21 protein-coding genes are annotated in these 22755 nt (G+C 45.3%); 17 read left to right on the forward strand and 4 right to left on the reverse strand.

Translation table 11 applies throughout. The annotated features are described in order from the left end of the window. Nucleotides 1-7 precede the first annotated feature (7 nt). From lpxK to JK130_RS04660, 6 genes are all read left to right on the forward strand, one after another. On the forward strand, nucleotides 8-1027 hold the full coding sequence (gene lpxK / locus JK130_RS04635) for a tetraacyldisaccharide 4'-kinase (protein ID WP_218353046.1): 1020 nt from the start codon (nucleotides 8-10) through the stop codon (nucleotides 1025-1027). A gap of 4 nt (nucleotides 1028-1031) precedes the next feature. Then, on the forward strand, nucleotides 1032-1226 hold the full coding sequence (locus JK130_RS04640; RefSeq protein WP_218353047.1) for a Trm112 family protein: 195 nt from the start codon (nucleotides 1032-1034) through the stop codon (nucleotides 1224-1226). Next, the gene (gene kdsB / locus JK130_RS04645; RefSeq protein WP_218353048.1) at nucleotides 1223-1981 is read left to right on the forward strand and encodes a 3-deoxy-manno-octulosonate cytidylyltransferase; all 759 of its coding nucleotides are present in this window, start codon (nucleotides 1223-1225) and stop codon (nucleotides 1979-1981) included. The genes JK130_RS04640 and kdsB overlap by 4 nt, the downstream gene beginning before the upstream one ends. Before the next feature lie 24 nt (nucleotides 1982-2005). Further along, on the forward strand, nucleotides 2006-2665 hold the full coding sequence (locus JK130_RS04650) for an SDR family oxidoreductase (RefSeq protein ID WP_218353049.1): 660 nt from the start codon (nucleotides 2006-2008) through the stop codon (nucleotides 2663-2665). Next, nucleotides 2659-3657 carry a Kelch repeat-containing protein gene (locus JK130_RS04655; RefSeq protein ID WP_218353050.1) on the forward strand — a complete coding sequence of 333 codons (999 nt, stop codon included), beginning with the start codon at nucleotides 2659-2661 and terminating at the stop codon, nucleotides 3655-3657. Before JK130_RS04650 ends, JK130_RS04655 begins: the two co-directional genes overlap by 7 nt. 177 nt (nucleotides 3658-3834) lie before the next feature. Further along, nucleotides 3835-4314: a DUF2919 family protein gene (locus tag JK130_RS04660; protein WP_218353051.1), complete on the forward strand. Its 480-nt coding sequence runs from the start codon at nucleotides 3835-3837 to the stop codon at nucleotides 4312-4314. Between the two features lie 16 nt (nucleotides 4315-4330). Here the strand turns inward: JK130_RS04660 and JK130_RS04665 are convergent, their stop codons facing one another. Both JK130_RS04665 and tcdA read right to left on the reverse strand, forming a co-directional pair. After that, nucleotides 4331-4738, reverse strand: a complete 408-nt coding sequence (locus JK130_RS04665) for a hypothetical protein (protein ID WP_425514585.1) — start codon at nucleotides 4736-4738, stop codon at nucleotides 4331-4333. Between the two features lie 29 nt (nucleotides 4739-4767). Next, a complete protein-coding gene (gene tcdA / locus JK130_RS04670; RefSeq protein WP_218353053.1) occupies nucleotides 4768-5541 on the reverse strand; it encodes a tRNA cyclic N6-threonylcarbamoyladenosine(37) synthase TcdA in 774 nt (257 codons plus the stop codon). 219 nt (nucleotides 5542-5760) lie between these two features. On the opposite strand from tcdA, the gene JK130_RS04675 reads away from it, so the two are divergent. The 3 genes from JK130_RS04675 to JK130_RS04685 all read left to right on the forward strand — a co-directional run bounded on the left by JK130_RS04675 (nucleotide 5761) and on the right by JK130_RS04685 (nucleotide 10153). Then, nucleotides 5761-6726: a glutathione S-transferase family protein gene (locus tag JK130_RS04675; protein ID WP_218353054.1), complete on the forward strand. Its 966-nt coding sequence runs from the start codon at nucleotides 5761-5763 to the stop codon at nucleotides 6724-6726. A 550-nt stretch (nucleotides 6727-7276) separates the two neighbouring features. Further along, nucleotides 7277-8683, forward strand: a complete 1407-nt coding sequence (locus JK130_RS04680; RefSeq protein WP_218353055.1) for a mannose-1-phosphate guanylyltransferase/mannose-6-phosphate isomerase — start codon at nucleotides 7277-7279, stop codon at nucleotides 8681-8683. Nucleotides 8684-8692: 9 nt separating this feature from the next. Beyond that, complete coding sequence (locus tag JK130_RS04685) at nucleotides 8693-10153, forward strand: phosphohexomutase domain-containing protein (protein ID WP_218353056.1); 1461 nt, start codon at nucleotides 8693-8695, stop codon at nucleotides 10151-10153. A 69-nt stretch (nucleotides 10154-10222) separates the two neighbouring features. Here the strand turns inward: JK130_RS04685 and JK130_RS04690 are convergent, their stop codons facing one another. Continuing rightward, nucleotides 10223-10645, reverse strand: a complete 423-nt coding sequence (locus tag JK130_RS04690; protein ID WP_218353057.1) for a DUF3429 domain-containing protein — start codon at nucleotides 10643-10645, stop codon at nucleotides 10223-10225. A gap of 130 nt (nucleotides 10646-10775) precedes the next feature. Continuing rightward, a complete protein-coding gene (locus JK130_RS04695; protein WP_218353058.1) occupies nucleotides 10776-12053 on the reverse strand; it encodes a citrate synthase in 1278 nt (425 codons plus the stop codon). Nucleotides 12054-12738: 685 nt separating this feature from the next. Between JK130_RS04695 and sdhC the strand changes: the two genes are divergently transcribed. From sdhC to sucD, 8 genes are all read left to right on the forward strand, one after another. Beyond that, nucleotides 12739-13113: a succinate dehydrogenase, cytochrome b556 subunit gene (gene sdhC / locus JK130_RS04700; protein ID WP_218353059.1), complete on the forward strand. Its 375-nt coding sequence runs from the start codon at nucleotides 12739-12741 to the stop codon at nucleotides 13111-13113. Then, nucleotides 13107-13454, forward strand: a complete 348-nt coding sequence (gene sdhD / locus JK130_RS04705) for a succinate dehydrogenase, hydrophobic membrane anchor protein (protein WP_218353060.1) — start codon at nucleotides 13107-13109, stop codon at nucleotides 13452-13454. The genes sdhC and sdhD overlap by 7 nt, the downstream gene beginning before the upstream one ends. A gap of 1 nt (nucleotide 13455) precedes the next feature. Beyond that, on the forward strand, nucleotides 13456-15222 hold the full coding sequence (gene sdhA / locus JK130_RS04710) for a succinate dehydrogenase flavoprotein subunit (RefSeq protein ID WP_218353061.1): 1767 nt from the start codon (nucleotides 13456-13458) through the stop codon (nucleotides 15220-15222). 14 nt (nucleotides 15223-15236) lie between these two features. Then, a complete protein-coding gene (locus JK130_RS04715; RefSeq protein WP_218353062.1) occupies nucleotides 15237-15947 on the forward strand; it encodes a succinate dehydrogenase iron-sulfur subunit in 711 nt (236 codons plus the stop codon). A 173-nt stretch (nucleotides 15948-16120) separates the two neighbouring features. Next, nucleotides 16121-18943, forward strand: coding sequence for a 2-oxoglutarate dehydrogenase E1 component (locus JK130_RS04720; protein WP_218353063.1), 2823 nt, complete (start codon nucleotides 16121-16123; stop codon nucleotides 18941-18943). Between the two features lie 9 nt (nucleotides 18944-18952). Continuing rightward, on the forward strand, nucleotides 18953-20536 hold the full coding sequence (odhB, locus tag JK130_RS04725) for a 2-oxoglutarate dehydrogenase complex dihydrolipoyllysine-residue succinyltransferase (RefSeq protein WP_218353064.1): 1584 nt from the start codon (nucleotides 18953-18955) through the stop codon (nucleotides 20534-20536). Between the two features lie 151 nt (nucleotides 20537-20687). Then, nucleotides 20688-21854 carry an ADP-forming succinate--CoA ligase subunit beta gene (gene sucC / locus JK130_RS04730; RefSeq protein ID WP_218353065.1) on the forward strand — a complete coding sequence of 389 codons (1167 nt, stop codon included), beginning with the start codon at nucleotides 20688-20690 and terminating at the stop codon, nucleotides 21852-21854. Continuing rightward, the gene (sucD, locus tag JK130_RS04735) at nucleotides 21854-22726 is read left to right on the forward strand and encodes a succinate--CoA ligase subunit alpha (protein WP_218353066.1); all 873 of its coding nucleotides are present in this window, start codon (nucleotides 21854-21856) and stop codon (nucleotides 22724-22726) included. Before sucC ends, sucD begins: the two co-directional genes overlap by 1 nt. The last annotated feature ends 29 nt before the right edge of the window (nucleotides 22727-22755 follow it).

Consider the following 22755-nt stretch of genomic DNA (forward strand, 5'->3'; position numbering starts at 1 on the left):
TGCCGCTATGAATGCGCTTGAGCGGGCTTGGTATAAAAAACGATGGTGGCTATGGCTACTATGGCCGTTGACCCTATTGTTTACCGTATTTAGTGCAACTCGCCGTTATTTATACAAAGCAGGTTTTAAACACAGTGAAAAGCCTGCTGATACTATGGTTATCGTGGTCGGTAATATCAGCGTTGGCGGTAATGGTAAAACGCCCGTGGTGATTGAGCTAGCCGAATACCTGCGCAGTAAGGGCTTACGTCCCGGAATTTTAAGTCGGGGCTATGGCGGAGAGGCTAAACAGTTTCCGCACACGGTTTCCACACAAGACAGTGCCCGTTTTGTCGGTGACGAACCCCGGCTTATGGCCGCGCGCACCCACTTACCGGTAGTGATTGATCCGGTGCGAACCCGAGGGGCTCAAAGGCTTAAAAGTGAACATAAATGCAATGTTATTATTTGCGATGACGGGTTACAGCATTATGCTTTAAAGCGTGATATGGAGCTGGTGGTGATGGATGAGCGTCGTTTTGGTAATGGCCATTTGTTACCTATGGGGCCGTTACGCGAAGGGGTGTGGCGTTTAGATTCAGTTGACATGATATTACACAATGTAAACGCGTTTGAACCAGCGCGGTTACTTGGCGTCGCTACTGCTCAGTATCCTATGCAGTTACACCCTCAATACGTTGTCAATGTTCAAAATGCTGAGCAAAGTTATACCGTGCAGGAATTTATAGACCAAGAGCATACGTTGCATGCTTTGGCGGGTATAGGTAACCCAGCTCGATTTTTTGGTCAGATAAAAAGTTTAGGTATTCAGTTAAGCGGGCAAACCGCGCTTTCTGATCATTATCAGTTCGATAGGCAGGATCTTCCGGATGGGCCGGTCATTATGACTGAAAAAGACGCGGTGAAGGTAGCCTCGTTTGCGCACAGTGAGTGCTGGTATCTAAAAGTGTCAGCGCGGCTACCCGCGAAATTCTATCAACAATTAAATGCAAAGTTAGTCAGCTACGGACTACATGCAAAGAGGTGATAATATGGTTTTCGATATAAAGTTGCTGGATATTCTGGCGTGTCCTGTGTGTAAAGGTAAGTTATCAATGGGCGATAATAAGCACACCCTGGTCTGCCGCTTTGACAGACTGGCGTATCCCGTACGTGATGGTATTCCGGTATTAATTGAAGCCGAAGCTCAGACACTTTCTCAGGAATCTCAGGATAATAGCCGATGAGCTCATCGGTTCCGTTTACGGTTATTATTCCAGCCCGTTATGGCTCGACCCGGTTTCTTGGCAAACCTTTGGCCGATATCAAGGGGCAGCCAATGATTGCCCATGTGATTAGCAGAGCAAAAGAAGCTGGTGCTGCGCAAATTATTGTTGCTACTGATGATAAACGTATTGCAACAATAGCCGAGCAACACTGCCAGGTGTGTATGACCAACACACAACATAATTCTGGGACTGAGCGCTTAGCCGAAGTAGTACAAACGTTAAAAATAGAAGGGTCGACCCCCGTAGTGAATGTCCAGGGTGATGAGCCGTTTGTGCCTGCCCTTAATATCAGGCAAGTGGCCGAAAATCTGATTAACCAGGCCGATATTGCAATGGCTACGCTTGCCACCCCTTTTATACATAAAGAAGAAGTACTTAATCCGAATATGGTTAAGGTCGTTCGCAATGTCCGCAACGAAGCATTGTATTTCTCGCGTTCGGCGATACCGTTTCATCGTGCTGCTATGCTTGAAAATACCGAACAGGTGAATGCGCAATATTATTTACGTCATATTGGAATCTATGCCTATAGAGCTCAGTATATAGGTCAATACATTAGCTATGAAGCAAGTAAACTTGAAGAATACGAGTCGTTAGAGCAACTTCGGGCATTATGGTACGGCGACAAAATTCATGTTGATATCGCGCAAGAAAAACCTGAAGCAGGTATCGATACACCAGAAGATCTAGAACGGTTACTTAAAGTTCTGTAGTGGTAAAACGCAAGGAGAATGCAGATGAATATTGTGATTACAGGGGCAAATCGTGGTATTGGGCTGGCATTAACCAAAGCCTATCTGGCGCGCGGCGATACTGTCATTGCACTATGCCGCAATAGCAGCGACGAGCTCAGACAAACAGGTGCCCAGGTTTATAGCGGTATTGATTTGGCCAGCCCGGAACTCCTTAAAGAATCTCTAACACGACTCAATATCAGCAACATTGATGTGTTGATCAATAATGCGGGTGTATTAGCCAAAGAGTCGCTGCATGACTGGGACCCGAACACGATTGACTATCAATATCGGATTAACGCACTCGGTCCTTTGCTGGTGACCCAGTGTTTATTACGCTACTGTCATCGCGGCAGCAAAATCGGTTTTATCACCAGCCGTATGGGCTCTATGACCGATAATGGCTCAGGCGGCTTTTACGGATACCGAATGTCAAAAGCTGCGCTTAATGCATTGGGGGTTTCGATGGCCAACGACCTTAAATCTGAAGGTATTGCTGTTGCGTTATTGCATCCTGGCTTTGTGCAGACAGAAATGGTCAACAACGCCGGAGATGTTGACACGGCTACAAGTGCTAAGGGGTTGGTGCAGCGGTTAGATGAACTTACGATTGAGACAACAGGGTGTTTTGTTCATGCCAACGGAGAAGCCTTACCATGGTAATACCACGATTAGCATTGTGCGCGTTTGTCCTGGCGTTGGGTGTCGAAGCGGCAGCTGACAACAAACCGGATTATTATTGGTCCGCGGGTCCATCGCTGCCTGAAGCGGCCCAGGAAATTTATCCGGCGGTGTTAAATGACGAAATATTTGTGGCCGGTGGTTTAGCCCGGACAGACCAGAATATTAAAGTGTTGGATAATGTTTTTGTTTTAAAAGACGACGTCTGGCAGTCTACTACAAAATTACCTGAACCCCGGCATCACGGCATATTAGCATCGGCGCACAATAAACTGTGGTTGTTCGGTGGCTTTGTAAACTCAAAGCGAGGCCAGTGGACCAACAGCGATTCAGTGATGATGTTAGATCAGAAAAAAGGTCAGTGGATCAGTAAAACACCGATGCCAAATCCGATATCTGAAACCGCTGCGGTTAGCCTGAATAATAAAATCCATGTGATAGGCGGGCGTAGTCCGGCAGGCGAACAAAACGGTCTGTGGCACGATCACAAAGATGTTGGTTGGCACGGTGTGTACAACCCAGAGTCTGACATATGGAAGACAGCGGCCTCGCTTCCGATACCGCGTAATAGCGCGTGCGCCGTTACCTATAAACAAAACATCCATGTTATCGGCGGACGTCAGGTAAATGGGGATAATCTTGATACCCACAGCGTTTTTGATGTTGCAACTGATTCGTGGTCAAGCGCAGAACCTCTTCCACAAGCTCAGGCGGGTTTGGCGTGTGTGGTTTATCGGCACAGTATTTTTGTTTTCGGCGGAGAACATTTTATCGATGAAGGCGGCGTTTTTGCGCAAGTGTGGCGATACGATTTACAAAAGAAAAACTGGCAGCAGGTCTCTGTTATGCCTGTACCCAGGCATGGTCTTGGCGCGGTAACCTACCATAATAAAATCTGGCTTATTGGTGGAGCAAGCGCAGCGGGGGCCAACAAAACCAGCACCGTCGTTAGCCAGCTTACCAGTATGAAATAACCTAAACTGGTCTGACTCATGGTGCACAGGCAGAGCCCCGATGAAAGTGTGAGAGCTCAGGCACGAAGCAGAGTTAACCAGGCCTCGGATTTTTGGTACCAATACTCCAAAAAACACTAAATGTCACTATACGGTTCGACTTGTTCGCAAGGACAGCCATCTACATCTCTGGAATTCATGGCTTCATTACTTTTACCATTAAAGTGTTACGACGACACCGGTGTTATAAAGCCCCCACTGTGGCTGTATGTTATGTTGCTTATCAACAGTGTAGACTGGATAGTGTTACTTTTTTCACTGCTTAGTATGCAACACACTACTTTGCTACTTAGTCTGTTTTATCCGCAATCACACTTGTTGGGGTTGAAACTAATAGGCAGTGTACCTTTTATTATAGTTTTATTATTAATAGGCAATCGACAAAGACTCTGGAAAAAACAGTACTATGGCTGGTTATGGGTTTTAAAACCGTTGGTTGCGGTAGGTATTTTTTTAAGCAGCGCCTTGGTTATTCAGCAATTAGCATTAAGCCACTGGCAGTTTCACTTTATGCTGGCTACACAGTTAATTAGTTTGTTTTTATTTTTCTGGATGGGCCTGAAAAGCCGCCATATAAAATGGATGTTAACGGACTGGCGCAAAGATACGCCAGCATAAATCCGCTCGATGGTTTCTACTGAGTATTCGCGCTCAGTGCTTTGTCAAAATAAGACTTAACACTAACCTGACTATTGTTTACTAAACGTTCGTAGCATATTCCGGCGAAGGCATAAGAACGGTCTTTACAATCAAGTACGACAAACGGAGCTTTAGGGTCGGTATCGTCATAGCGCCATGTTCCGCCAGCATATTTTTTATAAGTTTCGCCAACGTATGCACCAAAAATATTACACAGAGTAAACACGGCCGAGTCTTCTAATGCCTTATCCTGATATTTTTCTACAAAAGACAACAATAAATCATCGACTACGCCGATGCTTTGCTGGCTATAATCAAGCTCAATATTAAACTCTTCGTTAGCAACCACGGCAGCGTCATTGGCTGATTCGCTCATTAAGGTATTCAGATTCTGTTGTTCCATAAGCATCTCCCGATAATATTGTTATTGTTTTATGACTTTGTAAGCTTATTCACCACACTGGCAGCCGCCATCATGCCAAAGGTTGCGGTTACCATTACGCTAGCGCCAAAACCCCCTGCGCAATCCAGACGGGTGCCGTTTTCCATTGCTGATTTGTTAAAGCATACACTGCCATCGGGCTGCGGATAACGTAATTGTTCGGTTGAATAGATACACTCTACACCAAAGCGCCGGGAGGTGTTCTTTGAAAATCCGTAATTGCGGCGTAATTCGTTGCGTAGCTTAGCCGCGAGCGGATCCTGAATGGTTTTTGCCAAATCGCCCCGGGTTATCTGACCCGGATCTATCTGACCACCGGCGCCTCCTACCGTTACCACAGGAATTTTATTACGCTTACAGCAGTAAATAATAGATGCCTTAGCCCTGATACTGTCTGTTGCTTCGATAACAGCATCAAACTCGCCGGTAATGTACTGTCTGACATTATCTGCAGTAACAAAATCTTCTACCTCAGTAACGGTACATCCCGGGTTAATCTGTCTGATTCGGTGGCCCATCACCGCTACTTTCGACTGGCCTACGGTATCGGTAAGCGCATGAATCTGGCGATTAGTATTCGTCAGACACACATCGTCCAAATCGATGAGGGTAATGTGACCGACCCCGGAGCGTGCCAGGGCCTCGGCGCTCCATGAGCCTACGCCGCCAATACCGACCACACAAACATTACTTGTATTGAGCGAGGCCAGTTCGGTTTGACCATATAAGCGAGCTGTGCCGCCAAATCTTTGGGTGTCAGTCATGTGGATGTATTTGCTCGTTGTAATATGAATGGGCTTAAGATAAACGTTGCACGTCTATTGTATCGAAATTTTACCAGGCTATTAAGTCATTGCGTCATGGGTGTGCACAAATAATGTCACCGGTAGCGGACGAATACATTTTGTAATCAATCCGAAACCCCGCCCGAGACGTTCAACAAAAAAAGCAGTTTAATCGCAAAAATATAACAGGAGACATTGATGGGTTTACTGGTAGACGGAAAATGGCAGGACAAATGGTATGACACAAAGAGTACGGGCGGAAAATTTGAGCGCCAGGAAGCAACGTTTCGTTATCAGATAGAAGACGATGCCGAAGCACGTTTTCCTGCCGAAAAAGACCGCTATCATATGTATGTCTCGCTAGCGTGCCCCTGGGCGCATCGCACATTGATAATGCGAAAGCTTAAAAATCTTGAAGACTATATCGGGCTGTCAGTAGTGTCTCCTGAAATGCTAGATCAGGGCTGGACATTTGCCGGTTATCCCGGCGCTACCGGGGATACACTTTATCGCAAGCAATACCTGCACGAGCTTTACACCATGGCTGACTCGCACATTACAACGCGGGTTACGGTGCCCCTGCTTTGGGATAAAAAACAGGAAACAATCGTTAGCAATGAGTCAGCCGATATTGTGCGAATGTTTAATAGTGCGTTTAATCGTCTTACCCAAAACCATGATGATTATTATCCGCAAGGCTTACAGCAAGAAATAGAACAGGTAAACGCGCTGGTTTATCACAACATTAATAATGGAGTGTACAAGGCGGGTTTTGCAACCACCCAACATGCTTATGAAGAAGCGGTAAGTGCGTTATTTAAAGCACTAGATACCATTGAACAGCGTCTGGCGATTAAGCGCTATTTATGTGGTGATACTCTTACCGAGGCCGACTGGCGTTTGTTTACTACCCTGATTCGTTTTGACGCGGTATATCACGGGCATTTTAAATGTAATCTGCGACGCATAAGCGATTATCCGGCCATCAGCGGCTATTTGCGTGAACTTTATCAGTATGATGGGGTGCTTGAAACCGTTAACTTTGATCACATTAAGCATCATTATTATTTCAGCCACACCATGATAAACCCTAGTCAGGTGGTACCAATCGGACCAGAATTAGACCTGAACTCTCCCCATGGCCGCGACTCACTTTTTAAATAAAGTCGACAAAATTTGGCTGCAGCACTGTGACGCGTATCTGTACCATGAACGTTAAACGCCACAGTGCTCAGACACCAGGTTTACTTTGGGTTCTTTAAATTAATTTTTCAGTCACCGAAAACAGACAGTTTTTTTATTCTACAAGCGCTACGCTTCCCGGTTTACACATGGTTTTTGTTCTCTAAGTTATTACAGCGTAGCGGAGTTTCTGCTTATAACCTGTTATGAAAATCACCGCCAACTTTTAGTTTCAGGCCAATATGAAATGGCCTGAACTTTGCTACCTTATCTTTAAATAAAAATTGAAATAAAAACGAGATAAAAAGCCACACAAAATTAAACTCGGGAATGAAGGTCAGATTTAGTTAGCAAACCCGAAAAGGCTAATTATTCGCCGTTTAGTAAAAAAGTGTGAGTTACAGACAACTTTTTTTTAATTAAATCTGTAAACAATAACACTTAAACAACAAGTTCATTGATTGAGCCTAAGAGCTTGATTACCATAGCTTGAGGACAATACAGGCTTTAGCCAAAAATCATAGGAAAGAGAATGAAACCAGTTATCTTGGCAGGCGGTACAGGCAGTCGTCTGTGGCCAAAATCACGCGCAGCGCTTCCAAAACAATTTCTTGCACTAACATCAGAACAAACCATGTTGCAGGAAACCCTGAGTCGCTTGCATGGTGTCGATGCTTCTCATCCCATCGTTATTTGTAACGAGGCGCACCGTTTTCTGGTTGCAGAGCAACTACGGCAACAAAATGTCACTCATGGTGGTATTTTACTGGAACCCGTAGGCCGAAATACAGCGCCGGCAATTGCATTGGCGGCCCTACATGCTTTGCAAAGTGATGCTGATGAAACCTTGCTGGTATTAGCCGCTGACCATTTGATTAAAGATAGCCAGGCATTTCACATTGCCATCGAAAAAGCTCAGAAACTGGCCAATGCTGGCTATTTGGTGACGTTTGGCATTGTGCCTGACGGACCGAACACAGGTTATGGTTATATAAAAGCCGGACAAGAACTTGAGACCGGTATGATAGTAGCTGAATTTGTAGAAAAACCAGATGCCGAGACGGCTCAAAAGTACGTCGATTCTGGAAATTATCTGTGGAATAGCGGCATGTTTATGTTCAAGGCCTCTCGCTTTTTAGAAGAGCTTGAAAAACACAATCCCGAGATGCTGGCCATTTGCAAAAAAGCTATTGAAAGCGAATCACAAGATTTAGACTTTATACGCATAGACGCAGATATATTTGCCACCTGTCCCGACGATTCTATTGATTATGCGGTAATGGAAAAAACGTCAAAGGCCGCAATGGTGCCTCTTGATGCCGGCTGGTCAGATGTAGGAAGTTGGTCCTCATTGTGGGAAACGGCTGAAAAAGACGAAAATGGCAACGCCGTTATTGGTGACGCGATTCTCGAGAATGTAAAAAACAGTTATGTGAACGCGGAAGGTCGTTTAATTTCAGTTATTGGCTTAGATAATGTGGTGGTTGTTGAAACCAAAGATGCCATTATGGTTGCCCACAAAGACAAAGCCCAGGATATAAAAAACGTGGTTAACAAGCTCAAACGTGAACAACGTCCTGAATACCAGTTTCATCGTGAAGTGTTCAGACCCTGGGGCAGCTACGATTCTATTGATAGCGGTGCACGGTTTCAGGTTAAGCGCATCACGGTTAAACCGGGAGAGAAACTATCTGTACAAATGCATCATCATCGGGCTGAGCATTGGATTGTCGTATCCGGAACGGCCAGTGTCACTGTTGGTGAAAAAACCACGATGGTGACTGAAAACGAATCTACTTATATTCCCATAGGCGAGGTTCATGCGCTTGAAAATCCGGGTAAAATTCCTTTGGAGCTGATAGAAGTACAATCTGGCGCCTATTTAGGTGAAGATGATATTGTGCGCTTTTCTGACCGCTACGGACGCACCGCAAAATAAGGCATAGTAATGACAAAACAAATCACGTGCTTTAAAGCCTATGATATTCGGGGTGAGCTTAACGAACAACTTACCGAAGAAGTGGCTTATCGTATTGGCTATGCATTTGCTACCGTTCTGACCACCAGTAACGTAGTGGTAGGGGGCGATATGCGTTTAACTTCGGCCCCGCTTAAACTTGCCCTGGCAGCCGGCCTTATAGATGGTGGGTCGAAAGTTACCGATATTGGCCAGGCGGGTACTGAAGAAATTTACTTTGCGACCAAAGCGTTAAAAATGGACGGCGGGATTGAGGTCACAGCCAGTCATAATCCAATTGACTATAATGGAATGAAGTTGGTTAAAGCAGAAGCCATTCCTATTAGCGGAGATACAGGGCTAAATGCTATTCAGCAGGCTGCTGAAGCATTAGACACCGATTATGTAGAGCAGCGAATGGCTCATTATACAAATAATCAGCCCATTGACGCTGATGCTTTTTATCATGGCAAAGCGCATATCATCGAATCTTTATTGCAAGATACCAATATGTACAAACATGGTAGCGCGCTGGAAGAGTATGTTGAGCACATCCTTACGTATGTCGATAAAAATAATCTTCGTCCTTTGAAGCTGGTGGCTAACGCCGGTAATGGCGCCGCCGGAAAAGTGATCGACGCCATAGAAAGTGCCTTTGAGAAGCATAATATTCCTATAGAATTTGTAAAAGTTCATCACGACCCCGATCCAACTTTTCCTAACGGTATCCCCAACCCCCTGTTACCTGAAAATCGCGCAGATACGGCGCAGGCAGTACGCGAGCATAATGCTGATTTTGGTATAGCCTGGGATGGCGATTTCGACCGCTGTTTTTTGTTTGATGCCAACGGCGAATTCATAGAAGGTTATTACATTGTAGGTTTGTTGGCTCAGGCATTCCTTGATAAAGATCCGGGCGCGAAAATTATCTACGATCCTCGATTGTATTGGAATACCGAAGATATTGTCACCGCCGCTGGTGGCATCCCTGTTAAAAGTAAAACCGGTCATGCGTTTATTAAAGAGCGTATGCGTAAAGAAGATGCGGTGTATGGTGGCGAGATGAGCGCACATCATTATTTTCGCGATTTTGCATATTGTGATACCGGTATGATCCCATGGTTATTGGTGGCAGAACTGTTGTGTACAAAGAACCAGTCGCTTGCCTCTATGGTTGAGCAGCGCATTGCGGCTTACCCTTCATCGGGTGAGATTAATAGCAAACTTAAAGATGCAGATGCGGCTTTAGCGCGGGTCCTTGATAAATACCGCCCGCAGGCCGAAGCAATTGATGAAACGGACGGAATCGGTCTGGAGTTTGGTAACTGGCGTTTTAACTTAAGAAAGTCTAATACTGAACCGGTTATTCGGTTAAATGTAGAATCGAAAGGCGATATAGCATTAATGGAACAAAAAACAAAAGAGCTTCTGGAGCTTATTCGCGCTGAATAAAACCGCCAATCAATACAAAAAAAGCCAGAGTTTCTTTAACTCTGGCTTTTTTTATTGGCGCTGTGAATATTAACGCATTAAAAAAATCATCGCCGCGTGGGCAAGCACGACGACTGTCGTTAATATCACTCGCATAGATATGTAACTCATGATTAGAGCTTTAGGTAACGCCAGGGTAAATTTGTCGTAGAATAAAACCAGCAGATAGGCGATAGACAACATGCCCAATACTCTGACATCAGCGCCCATAATCAAAGCGCCCCAACCAACTATTGTAGGAAGCATTGCAACATACAGCTGATGATTTTTTTTTTGCGAAGATATGGCATCAAACCAGTGAACTCCGCCAAAAAATGATAACAGTACGGCTGAATACTGAGTAAAATAATGCATTGCAGCAAGTTCGCCTACCGTTCCCGTCAAAACAAACACGGGTAGGGCGATAAAAGGCAACAAACCTGCAAACGCGAGTATTAAGGCCGGGTAAGGCATTCAGCCTCCTGAGGTGCGTGGGTTAAAGGTTAAGAAACAATTTTTTACGCAGCCAGTGAAATCACTGAACCAATAAATTTAAAACAAAAATAGCGCCTCAAGGCGCTATTTTTACATCGTAATCAGCAAATTACTTAATTGGAGTAAAGCTACGTTTGCTGTAACCGGTATACAACTGACGAGGACGACCAATCTTTTGTTTTTCTTCGCTCATCATTTCATGCCAATGTGAAATCCAGCCTACTGTGCGCGACAAGGCAAAAATACACGTGAACATGTTGGTAGGAATACCAATGGCTTTAAGCACAATACCTGAGTAAAAATCAACGTTAGGGAAGAGTTTTTTCTCGGTAAAATAGTCATCGCTTAACGCAATACGCTCTAATTCCATCGCAACATCTAATAGTGGGTCCTGAACATCCAGTTCCTTAAGAACTTCATGACAGCTCTCACGCATTACCGTGGCACGAGGATCGTGGTTTTTGTAAACCCGATGGCCAAAGCCCATTAGGCGGAATGGGTCATTTTTGTCTTTAGCACGCTCAATAAACTCTGGAATGCGATCTACCGTACCAATTTCCTGAAGCATGTTCAGACAGGCCTCATTGGCACCACCATGCGCCGGACCCCATAACGAAGCCACGCCCGCTGCGATACACGCATAAGGGTTAGCGCCTGAAGAACCCGCAAGACGAACCGTAGAAGTAGATGCATTTTGCTCGTGATCAGCATGTAACGTAAATATACGATCCATCGCGCGTTCAACGGCCGGGCTAATCTCGTAATCTTCAGCTGGAACAGAGAACATCATGTTCAAAAAGTTTGCCGCATAGCTTAAGTCGTTTCTTGGATAAACAAACGGCTGGCCTACATTGTACTTGTAGCACATAGCAACCAAAGTCGGCATCTTCGCAATCAGGCGATACGCACTGCGCATACGTTCATCTGAATTAGAAACATCCAGATCGCTATGATAAAACGACGACATTGCACCCACAGTACCGCATAGCATTGCCATAGGGTGGGCGTCGTTACGAAAACCATGGAAGAACATATTAATCTGTTCATGAACCATAGTGTGACGGGTGATAGTCGCGCGAAACGTTTCAAACTGCTCGCGGTTCGGTGCTTCGCCGTTTAACAACATATAGCAAACTTCAAGGTAGTTTGCATCGCGGGCCAGCTCTTCGATAGGGTAACCGCGGTGAAGCAATACACCATTAGCGCCATCGATATAGGTTATTTCTGACTCACAAGAGCCTGTTGCCATAAAACCGGGGTCAAATGTAAAGTAGCCTTGTGCGCCTAATGCACGTACATCAATTACATCTTGTCCTTCAGTACCGGACAAAATAGGAAGTTCGATTTCCTTATCGCCGGCTTTAAGAATGGCTTTCTTATCTGCCATAAAGTGCTCTCCTCAGAATGGTTCTGTTTTCAGCAAAAATCGTAAGAATTTGGTCGTCTTGCTAGGAAAAGTGGCGTATTTGTACTTTATTATGCAATCACAAGTCAATTAAATTGCAATTTTGTATACTTTATATTCTAAAACAATACGTATTGTAACGCATTTCCACGATTAACAGGATCGATTAAAAAAACTTCACAGATTTTAGGCTCTCTGTATAAATTCAAAATTTATCGCAAATCATAGTATAAACAACAGTAAGTACTATAGGATTAGATTTGCGCAACACGAAAAGCTCATCTTTGTAGCTACAACCCGTAATCTATGTGGTTTGAAAACCAATGATCTACGGCCATGTCGTGACTAATTTGGCTATCCATTAAGATAGATACAGTAAAGATTAACATTTTTGATCAGCTTCACAACTGTATCTTAACGTGTATTTTAGTCGATGAAACGATAGACGAGGGTTGCGACAAAAAATTGTAATTACACAATGCGCTAGATATACTCTGCCGTGCTTGTATAACAAAGATTCTCTTTGATAAATCAGGTAATAATAAATTCACAAATTGTTAACATCTCAATGGATGAGACAACTAACAGTAAATAAACGGAATTGCTCAGTCAGGACACCACAACAACGAGTAATTCATTGTCCCTACGGATAAAACAGGCATACATTGTGAAAAAGCAAAGACCAGTAAATTTAGATCTCAACACAATTAAATTTCCTCCTGCTGCTATTTCGTCAATTCTTCACCGTATCACAGGCGTCGCCATGTTCTTCGCCATGCTGTTTGTGATCTGGGCGTGGGCTGTCTCAGTCGCATCGCCTGAAGGATTTGAACAGGTGCAGTCTATAATGGACGGCATCATCGGAAAAGTAATTGCGATCGGCACTCTATCCGCACTGATTTACCACACTCTTGGTGGTATTCGCCACGTGGTTATGGATATGGGTCATTGGGAAGAATTGGAATCAGGCAACCTAAGTGCAAAAGTAATTATCGCATTGTGGGTAATCCTGACCATCGTATTAGGAGTAGTACTATGGTAACGAGTCAGGCAGACGTCAAACGAAATGGCGTTCAGGATTACGTTTCTCTGCGCACCACAGCGGCAATTATCTTTGCATTTTCTGTGTTTATGGCGTGGTTCTTTATTTCAACTGATAACATCACGTTTATCGAGTGGCATGGTTTGTTTTCTGGGATACTTATGAAGGTATTCACCCTGGCCACGCTGGTCTCTATTATGATTCACGTACGTATTGGTTTGTGGCAGGTATTAACTGACTACGTTAAATCAACCAAAATACGGGTTGTGGTGCAGTGGGTATTAAACCTTATCGCCTTCGCTTACGTGCTTGTTGGTCTGTTTGTTCTGTGGGGTGTATGAAATGAGTTTACCAGTACATGAATTTGACGCCATTGTGATTGGCGCTGGCGGTGCCGGTATGCGTGCAGCGTTACAAATATCGCAATCTGGAAAGTCTTGTGCGTTATTATCTAAAGTATTTCCTACACGTTCGCATACCGTGTCTGCACAAGGCGGCATCACTGTAGCCTTGGGTAATTCTCACGAGGACAACTGGGAATGGCACATGTACGACACCGTTAAGGGGTCTGACTACATTGGCGATCAGGATGCCATTGAGTATATGTGTAATACCGGTCCTAAAGCCATTATCGAAATGGAAAATATGGGTCTGCCGTTCTCACGTTTTGAAAACGGTAAAGTTTATCAGCGGCCTTTTGGTGGTCAGTCAAAAAACTTTGGTGGCGAACAGGCTGCACGAACTGCAGCAGCAGCTGACCGCACAGGTCACGCTTTACTGCACTTGTTGTATCAGCAAAATGTTAAAAACAGAACAAAAGTATTCAGTGAATGGTATGCCCTTGATCTGGTAAAAAACCAAGACGGCGATGTAGTAGGTTGTACAGCCATTGATATCGAAACCGGTGAGGTGGTGTACTTCAAGGCGCGCGCTGTAGTGTTAGCTACGGGGGGAGCCGGACGTATTTTTGCTTCAACCACTAATGCGCACATCAATACCGGCGATGGTGTTGGTATGGCAATGCGCGCCGGTGTTTCTATGCAAGACATGGAAATGTGGCAGTTCCACCCTACAGGAATCGCCGGCGCCGGCACCCTGGTGACGGAAGGTTGTCGTGGTGAAGGTGGTTATCTGCTGAACAAAGACGGCGAACGCTTTATGGAACGTTACGCACCTAACGCCAAAGACCTGGCTGGTCGTGATGTTGTTGCCCGTTCAATGATGACAGAGATTCGTGAAGGCCGCGGCTGTGATGGTCCTCAGGGTAAACACTTAAAACTGAAACTTGATCATCTGGGTAAAGACGTTCTGGAAACACGCTTGCCGGGTATCCTTGAGTTATCGCGTACCTTCGCTCATGTCGATCCGGTGAAAGAACCGATTCCGGTTATTCCTACCTGTCACTATATGATGGGTGGAATTCCAACTAACGTCCATGGGCAATGTATCCGCGTTGACGAAAATGGCAAAGATCACATTGTTAATGGTCTTTTCGCCTGTGGTGAAATTGCATGTGTATCGGTACACGGTGCCAACCGATTGGGTGGAAACTCATTGCTTGACCTGGTGGTATTTGGTCGTGCAACGGGTATGCATTTAGGTAAGTCACTTGACGAAGTCGCTACAACCCGTGAGGCCAGTGAGTCTGATCTTGAAGCCGCAATGTCACGCTTTAACCGCTGGGAAAACTCGGATAAAGGTGAAGACCCGGTTCAAATCAGAAAAGATATGCAAGAATGCATGCAGCTCAACTTCTCGGTATTTCGTGAAGGTGATGCTATGGCTGATGGTCTTAAAGAGCTTCGTGAAATTCGCGAACGTCTTAAAAACGCGCGTCTTGATGATAAGAGCAAAGACTTCAATACCCAGCGTATCGAGTGTTTAGAGTTAGACAATCTGATGGAAACAGCTTACTGCACAGCGGTAGCAGCGAACTATCGTACAGAAAGTCGTGGCGCTCACAGCCGATTTGATTATCCGGACAGAGACGATGAAAACTGGTTATGCCATTCTATCTATCGTCCTGAAGATGAGTCTATGACCCGTCGAGAAGTCAATATGAAGCCAAATCTGCGTGAAGCCTTTCCGCCGAAAATACGCTCGTATTAATAGAGGTAGACCAAATGCAATTAACAGTATCGATTTATCGTTATAATCCAGAAGTTGACAATGCACCACGCATGCAAGACTACAAGCTGGAAATTGATGAAAATTTGGACCTGATGGTATTAGACGTATTGATTCAGCTCAAAGAGCAAGATCCGTCTTTATCATTCAGACGTTCATGCCGTGAAGGGGTGTGTGGCTCTGACGGTGTGAATATGAACGGAAAAAATGGTCTGGCGTGTATCACTCCATTGTCCTCATTGGGCAAAGGTAAAGTTGTGGTCAGACCTTTACCAGGATTGCCAGTAGTGCGTGACCTGGTTGTTGATATGACGCAGTTTTATATTCAGTATGAAAAAGTAAAACCGTTTCTTATTAACGACAGTAAACAGCCACCGGCTCGTGAATTTCTGCAAAGTCCTGAAGAGCGTGCTAATCTTGACGGCCTGTACGAATGTATTTTGTGCGCCTGTTGTTCTTCGTCGTGTCCGTCGTTTTGGTGGAACCCTGAAAAGTTCATTGGTCCGGCAGGATTGTTGCACGCTTACAGGTTCTTAATTGACACTCGGGATACCGCAACCGAAGAACGCTTGAGCGACCTTGATGATGCATTCAGCGTATTTCGTTGTCATAGTATTATGAATTGTGTAAGCGTATGTCCTAAAGGATTAAACCCGACAAAAGCCATCGGACAGATTAAGTCGATGTTGCTACAACGGGCTGTTTAGTTAACCTATTTTGTATAGCGCGTGCTATATAAAATACATGCTCTAAATGGCCATCCCTTCAAGGATGGCTATTTTTTTATATACGCGGTGTAAATGGTTGGTTCTGTTGTAAATAACAGTCATAATAGCGCCACGTATTATTTAGTTTTTACAAAACGTAGCAAGGCACAATAATGCAAGAAAGCGTGATGAAAGCATGGTGGGATTCGTCGCATATGGCGGGCAATAACGCTGCCTATGTTGAGGAATTGTACGAAGCATATCTTGAAGATCCGCAGAGTGTTTCTGATTCCTGGCGTCAAGTCTTCGACAGTCTTCCAAAAGTTGAAGGGGCCGAGTTAGAGAACAATCATTCCTCTATTCGCGAGCAATTTCGTAAGATGGCAGCACTTGGTCCAAGTGCACGAATCGCTTCATCATCTGGAAGCGATGCACCAAGCCCATCTGATGATCGCCAGGTTAAAGTGTTACAGCTCATCAATGCGTATCGCTTTCGGGGACATCAGCATGCTAATTTAGACCCATTGGGTCTATGGCAGCAGCCTCGTGTTCGCGACCTTGAGCTTTCTCATCATAGTCTTTCTGAAAAAGATTTTGATACCAAGTTTAACGTCGGCTCTTACGCCTTTGGCGGCGAGTCTATGACATTAGGCGAGTTAGTAAAATCGCTGGACAGAACCTACTGCGGTTCAATTGGTGCAGAATATATGCACATTACTGATACCGAGCAAAAGCGTTGGTTACAGCAAAAAATTGAATCGGTACAAGCCAAGCCAGAAATTAGCAAAGAGCAAAAGCTTCAGCTTCTTAAAGGTTTGGTTGCCTCTGATGGTATGGAAAAATACCTGGGTTCAAAATTCCCGGGTGCCAAACGCTTTTCACTTGAAGGCGGCGATGCTCTGATTCCTATGCTAAAAGGGCTGATTAGCGAAGCCGGTTCTGCCGGGGCAAAAGAAGTGGTGGTGGGTATGGCTCACCGCGGACGCTTAAATGTTCTGGTTAATGTACTGGGTAAAAACCCCTCGGTATTATTTGATGAGTTCGCTGGTAAAACAGATGAAGGTCTGGGATCGGGCGATGTGAAATACCATGCCGGATTTTCTTCCGATTTTGCCACTCCCGGTGGCAATGTTCATTTGGCGCTCGCCTTTAACCCCTCGCATTTAGAAATTGTTAATCCGGTAGTTATGGGTTCGGTGCGGGCGCGTTTAGTGCGTCGTCAAAATGATACCAGTGCGGTATTGCCTATTACTTTACACGGTGATTCAGCCATTGCCGGGCAGGGCGTTGTGCAAGAGACATTTAATATGTCTCAGACTCGCGGCTTTGCGGTAGGCGGCACCGTTCGAATTGTGATAAATAACCAGGTTGGTTTTACCACATCTAAGCTCGAAGATACCCGTTCTACTCAGTATTGTACCGATATCGCAAAAATGGTGCAGGCGCCTATCTTCCATGTAAATTCCGATGATCCGGAAGCGGTCTTGTTTGTTACCAAACTGGCTTTAGAGTATCGCAATAAGTTTAAACGCGATGTGGTCATCGATTTGGTTTGCTATCGTCGGCATGGCCATAACGAGGCCGATGAGCCCAATGCAACCCAGCCATTGATGTACCAAAAAATTAAAAAGCACGCGGTGCCGCGTGTATTGTATGCCGATCAGCTCATCGCCGAAGGCATCATTGAGCAGCGCGAAGCCGACAAAATGCTCGAAGATTATCGAGCTGCGCTTGATCATGGTGCCTGTGTTGTTGAAGAATGGCGTCCGATGACCGAGCACTCCGTCGACTGGTCACCGTTTTTGGGGCATGACTGGGACACGTCGTACGACGGGTCAATCTCTATTGAAAAATTAAAGCATTTGGGCGAGCGTCTGACTTCATATCCAGACGATGTCTCTTTAAACTCGCGGGTTAACAAGCTATATCAGGATCGCAAGGCAATGGTTGCCGGCGAGAAGCGTCTTGACTGGGGAATGGCAGAAAATCTGGCCTACGCCAGCTTGGTTGAAACCGGAACTGAGATACGACTGACCGGCCAGGATTCAGGCCGCGGAACGTTTTTCCATCGCCATGCAGTGCTCCATAATCAAAACGATGGTTCTACCTATATGCCGCTACAGCATATTAGTGAAGACCAGGGCGAAATGGAAATTTATGACTCGGTGCTATCTGAAGAAGCGGTCATGGCATTTGAGTATGGTTTTGCTACCGCAGAGCCTTCTTGTCTGACGATTTGGGAAGCCCAATTTGGTGATTTTGCAAATGGCGCTCAGGTGGTCTTTGACCAGTTTTTAAGCTCGGGCGAAGCTAAGTGGGGACGCCTGTGCGGATTGACCGTGTTATTACCACACGGGTACGAAGGGCAGGGACCTGAGCATAGCTCAGCCCGATTAGAGCGCTTTTTACAATTGTGCGCCGATCACAACTGGCAGGTATGTGTTCCGTCAACACCTGCGCAGGTGTTCAATATGCTGCGTCGCCAGATGATTCGTCCAATGCGTAAGCCGCTGATCGTCATGTCGCCAAAATCTTTGCTTCGCCATGCGCAAGCTACGTCGAGTTTAGAAGAACTGGCAGAGGGCGTATTTCATAATGTCATCAGCGAAATTGATGATATTGAAGCTGCAGGCGTAAAGCGTGTGGTGATGTGTTCTGGTAAAGTCTATTACGACTTATTGGATCAGCGCCGAAAAAATGAACAAACGGATGTTGCGATAGTTCGTTTAGAGCAGCTTTATCCATTCCCATCTGAAGAATGTGCTAAGGTAGTGGCCGATTACAGCCACGTGAAAGATTGGGTTTGGTGTCAGGAAGAACCTCAGAATCAGGGTGCCTGGTATTCCAGTCAGCATCATTTCTGGGCAGCAATTCCAGAAGGCGCCAAACTATCGTATGCAGGTCGTGAAGCATCGGCTTCACCCGCTGTAGGTTATGTATCTGTCCACAACCAGCAACAAAAAGCACTGGTTGAAGACGCACTCACTATTAAATAAGGAACAACGATGACAATAGAGATTAAAGTTCCGGTCCTACCTGAGTCAGTTGCCGATGCCACAATTGCAACCTGGCACGTAAAGGCCGGTGACAAGGTAACACGCGATCAGAACCTGGTTGATATTGAAACTGACAAAGTGGTACTGGAAGTAGTTGCCCCTGCTGATGGTGTCATTAGCGACATCATTGATGGTGAAGGTGAGACGGTATTGGGCGAGCAGGTTATTGCCAAACTAGACGAAAACGGCAAGAGCGGTTCTGGTGACAACGACTCTGACAAAGACACCAGCGAAGACTCTGAAAAACAAAGCTCTGAGTCTGCTGCGCAGCAAAAAGACAAAGCTGCTGAAGCCGAAGAAGCGAAAACGCAGAGCAGTAGCAACGGTAAATCATCAGAAGTTAAAGTACCGGTTCTGCCCGAGTCAGTCGCCGATGCCACCATTGCTACCTGGCATGTTTCTGTAGGCGACAAAGTAAGCCGCGACCAGAACCTGGTCGACATTGAAACAGATAAAGTGGTACTGGAAGTCGTTGCTCCTGCAGATGGTTCTGTGAGTGAGATTCTTGCAGAAGAAGGCGCGACCGTTACCGCTGAAGAAGTTATCGCGAAATTTACTGAAGGCAGCTCGTCTGGTAGTGATACAAGCGATAAAGCCCAGGTAAAAGAAGACTCTACTGACGAAGGCGCAGAAAGCGATTACGATGCACTTAGTCCGTCAGTACGTCGTCTACTTTCCGAAAAAGGCATAGATGCGGCTAAAGTTAAAGGTACCGGCAAAAATGGTCGTATTACTAAAGAAGATGTTGAAAAACATCTGAAATCAGGTGATAAGTCTGAAAAAGTATCGGCCAAAAGCGCTGATCAGGACGTGCCTGATGTAGCAAGCGGCAGTCGTACCGAAAAACGTGTTCCCATGACTCGCTTGCGTAAAACTATCGCTGGTCGTTTATTAGAAGCGAAAAACTCTACGGCAATGCTGACCACGTTTAACGAAGTTAACATGAAACCTATCATGGACTTACGTAAGCAATATCAGGAGAGCTTTGAAAAGCGCCATGGTATTCGTTTAGGCTTCATGTCGTTTTATGTTAAAGCCGTTACTGAGGCGCTTAAACGTTTTCCAGAAGTTAATGCTTCGTTAGACGGCGACGATATTTGCTATCATAACTATTTCGATATTTCGATTGCTGTTTCTACCCCACGTGGTTTGGTTACTCCGGTATTAAAAGATACCGATACACTGGGTATGGCGGGCGTAGAGAAAGGCATTCGCGAATTGGCGTTAAAAGGCCGTGATGGTAAATTGGCAATGTCTGATTTACAGGGCGGTAACTTTACGATTACCAATGGTGGGGTATTTGGTTCACTAATGTCTACCCCCATTATTAATCCGCCACAAAGTGCTATTTTGGGTATGCATAAAATTCAGGATCGCCCAATGGCAGTGAACGGTAAGGTAGAAATTTTACCGATGATGTATCTGGCGTTATCTTATGACCATCGTATTGTCGACGGTAAAGAGTCAGTGGGCTTCTTAGTTACTGTTAAAGAAATGCTGGAAGATCCTACACGTCTGCTACTTGACGTGTAACGTACGAAATTAAGAATTGTGTGCAGTAGCACACCTGAAGGTATGCTTGGGGTGTTACTGTCACAGCGTCGACAGGCAGATCTGTCTGTCGGTCAAGTTAATCAAGTCGTTTAAGCGGCTTTTGTCTTATTAAAAATCGGATAGAAACACCATGAATTTGCATGAATACCAAGGCAAGCAGCTATTCAAAGAATACGGCCTGCCTGTTTCTGAAGGACATGCTGCAGATACACCTGAAGGTGCTATTGAAGCGGCTGACCGCATTGGCGGTGAAGAGTGGGTTGTTAAGTGCCAGGTCCACGCAGGTGGTCGCGGTAAAGCTGGCGGTGTCAAATTGTTTAAAAACAAAGAAGACATTCGTGGGTTTGCAGAAAACTGGCTAGGTAAAAACCTGGTGACGTTTCAGACTGACGAAAAAGGTCAGCCAGTAACAAAAATTTTGGTTGAGACTTGCACCGATATCGCTGAAGAATTGTACCTGGGCGCGGTAGTTGACCGTGGTACCCGTCGTGTAGTCTTTATGGCTTCGACGGAAGGCGGTGTTGAAATTGAAACCGTAGCCGAAGAAACACCTGAAAAAATCCTGAAAGCTGAAATAGACCCTATTGTTGGTCCTCAGCCTTATCAGGCACGCGAGATGGCGTTCAAGCTTGGCCTTGAAGGTAATCAAATTAAGCAATTTGTTAAGATTTTCTTAGGTCTTGCTAAGATGTTTGAAGACCTTGATGTAGCATTGATTGAAATCAATCCTTTGGTCATTAAAGCTGACGGCGATCTACATTGTCTTGATGCCAAGGTTGCTATTGACGGTAACGCGCTTTACCGTCAGCCTAAAGTTAAAGAAATGCATGACCCTTCACAGGAAGATTCGCGCGAAGCACATGCTGCTCAGTACGAACTGAACTATGTTGCTCTTGACGGAAACGTTGGCTGTATGGTTAACGGTGCCGGCCTTGCAATGGGTACCATGGATATTGTAAACCTACATGGCGGCAAACCTGCAAACTTCTTAGATGTAGGTGGCGGCGCAACAAAAGAGCGTGTAGCTGAAGCATTTAAAATTATTTTGTCAGACGACAATGTTAAAGCTGTTTTGGTTAACATCTTTGGCGGTATTGTTCGTTGTGACATGATTGCCGAAGGTATTATTGGCGCAGTTAAAGAAGTTGGCGTAAATGTTCCTGTAGTTGTACGTCTTGAAGGTACAAATGCAGAAAAAGGCCGTGAAGTTCTGGCAGACTCAGGACTTGATATCATTGCTGCAAGCAGCCTGACTGACGCAGCTCAGCAAGTTGTAAAAGCGGCGGAGGGCCAATAATGTCAGTACTTATTAATAAAGACACAAAAGTAATTTGTCAGGGTTTCACTGGCGGTCAGGGTACTTTTCATTCTGAGCAAGCGATTGCCTATGGTACGCAGATGGTCGGTGGTGTCACTCCGGGTAAAGGCGGAAGTGAGCATCTTGGTCTGCCTGTATTTAATACAGTGCGCGAAGCCGTTGAAAAAACAGGCGCAACAGCGTCAGTTATTTATGTACCAGCGCCATTTTGTAAAGACTCTATTGTAGAAGCTGCTGATGCCGGTATTGAACTGATCGTTTGTATTACCGAAGGTATTCCTACTATAGACATGCTTTACGTTAAAGCATACGTAGATGCGAAAGGTGTGCGTCTGATTGGTCCAAACTGCCCGGGTGTTATTACCCCTGGTGAATGTAAGATTGGTATTATGCCAGGTCACATTCATAAGCCGGGTAAAGTTGGTATTGTTTCTCGCTCTGGTACGCTAACCTACGAAGCGGTTAAACAAACAACCGACGAAGGTTTTGGTCAGTCTACGTGTGTAGGTATTGGCGGCGACCCAATTCCAGGCTCTAACTTTATCGATATTCTGAAGTTGTTCCAGGACGATCCAAAAACTGAAGCTATTGTAATGATAGGTGAAATTGGTGGTACTGCTGAAGAAGAAGCAGCAGCCTTCATCAAAGAAAATGTTACTAAGCCGGTTGTTTCTTATATTGCTGGTGTAACTGCACCTCCGGGCAAGCGTATGGGCCATGCTGGCGCCATCATTGCGGGTGGTAAAGGCACTGCAGACGAGAAATTTGCAGCTCTGGAAGACGCCGGCGTTAAAACCGTGCGCTCTTTAGCTGATATCGGCAAAGCACTTCGCGAAGCCACTGGTTGGTAAGCAATTAGCCTAGCGCTGATTTTTCAATA

The sequence above is a fragment of the Alteromonas lipotrueiana genome, assembly GCF_019249245.1.
Lineage (GTDB): Bacteria > Pseudomonadota > Gammaproteobacteria > Enterobacterales > Alteromonadaceae > Alteromonas > Alteromonas lipotrueiana.

Excerpts from the sequence above, each read along its gene's own strand:
- lpxK (WP_218353046.1), top strand. The coding sequence starts at position 8 with ATGAATGCGCTTGAGCGGGCTTGGTATAAAAAACGATGGTGGCTATGG.
- JK130_RS04640 (WP_218353047.1), top strand. The coding sequence starts at position 1,032 with ATGGTTTTCGATATAAAGTTGCTGGATATTCTGGCGTGTCCTGTGTGT.
- kdsB (WP_218353048.1), top strand. The coding sequence starts at position 1,223 with ATGAGCTCATCGGTTCCGTTTACGGTTATTATTCCAGCCCGTTATGGC.
- JK130_RS04650 (WP_218353049.1), top strand. The coding sequence starts at position 2,006 with ATGAATATTGTGATTACAGGGGCAAATCGTGGTATTGGGCTGGCATTA.
- JK130_RS04655 (WP_218353050.1), top strand. The coding sequence starts at position 2,659 with ATGGTAATACCACGATTAGCATTGTGCGCGTTTGTCCTGGCGTTGGGT.
- JK130_RS04660 (WP_218353051.1), top strand. The coding sequence starts at position 3,835 with ATGGCTTCATTACTTTTACCATTAAAGTGTTACGACGACACCGGTGTT.
- JK130_RS04665 (WP_425514585.1), bottom strand. The coding sequence starts at position 4,738 with ATGGAACAACAGAATCTGAATACCTTAATGAGCGAATCAGCCAATGAC.
- tcdA (WP_218353053.1), bottom strand. The coding sequence starts at position 5,541 with ATGACTGACACCCAAAGATTTGGCGGCACAGCTCGCTTATATGGTCAA.
- JK130_RS04675 (WP_218353054.1), top strand. The coding sequence starts at position 5,761 with ATGGGTTTACTGGTAGACGGAAAATGGCAGGACAAATGGTATGACACA.
- JK130_RS04680 (WP_218353055.1), top strand. The coding sequence starts at position 7,277 with ATGAAACCAGTTATCTTGGCAGGCGGTACAGGCAGTCGTCTGTGGCCA.
- JK130_RS04685 (WP_218353056.1), top strand. The coding sequence starts at position 8,693 with ATGACAAAACAAATCACGTGCTTTAAAGCCTATGATATTCGGGGTGAG.
- JK130_RS04690 (WP_218353057.1), bottom strand. The coding sequence starts at position 10,645 with ATGCCTTACCCGGCCTTAATACTCGCGTTTGCAGGTTTGTTGCCTTTT.
- JK130_RS04695 (WP_218353058.1), bottom strand. The coding sequence starts at position 12,053 with ATGGCAGATAAGAAAGCCATTCTTAAAGCCGGCGATAAGGAAATCGAA.
- sdhD (WP_218353060.1), top strand. The coding sequence starts at position 13,107 with ATGGTAACGAGTCAGGCAGACGTCAAACGAAATGGCGTTCAGGATTAC.
- sdhA (WP_218353061.1), top strand. The coding sequence starts at position 13,456 with ATGAGTTTACCAGTACATGAATTTGACGCCATTGTGATTGGCGCTGGC.
- JK130_RS04715 (WP_218353062.1), top strand. The coding sequence starts at position 15,237 with ATGCAATTAACAGTATCGATTTATCGTTATAATCCAGAAGTTGACAAT.
- JK130_RS04720 (WP_218353063.1), top strand. The coding sequence starts at position 16,121 with ATGCAAGAAAGCGTGATGAAAGCATGGTGGGATTCGTCGCATATGGCG.
- odhB (WP_218353064.1), top strand. The coding sequence starts at position 18,953 with ATGACAATAGAGATTAAAGTTCCGGTCCTACCTGAGTCAGTTGCCGAT.
- sucC (WP_218353065.1), top strand. The coding sequence starts at position 20,688 with ATGAATTTGCATGAATACCAAGGCAAGCAGCTATTCAAAGAATACGGC.
- sucD (WP_218353066.1), top strand. The coding sequence starts at position 21,854 with ATGTCAGTACTTATTAATAAAGACACAAAAGTAATTTGTCAGGGTTTC.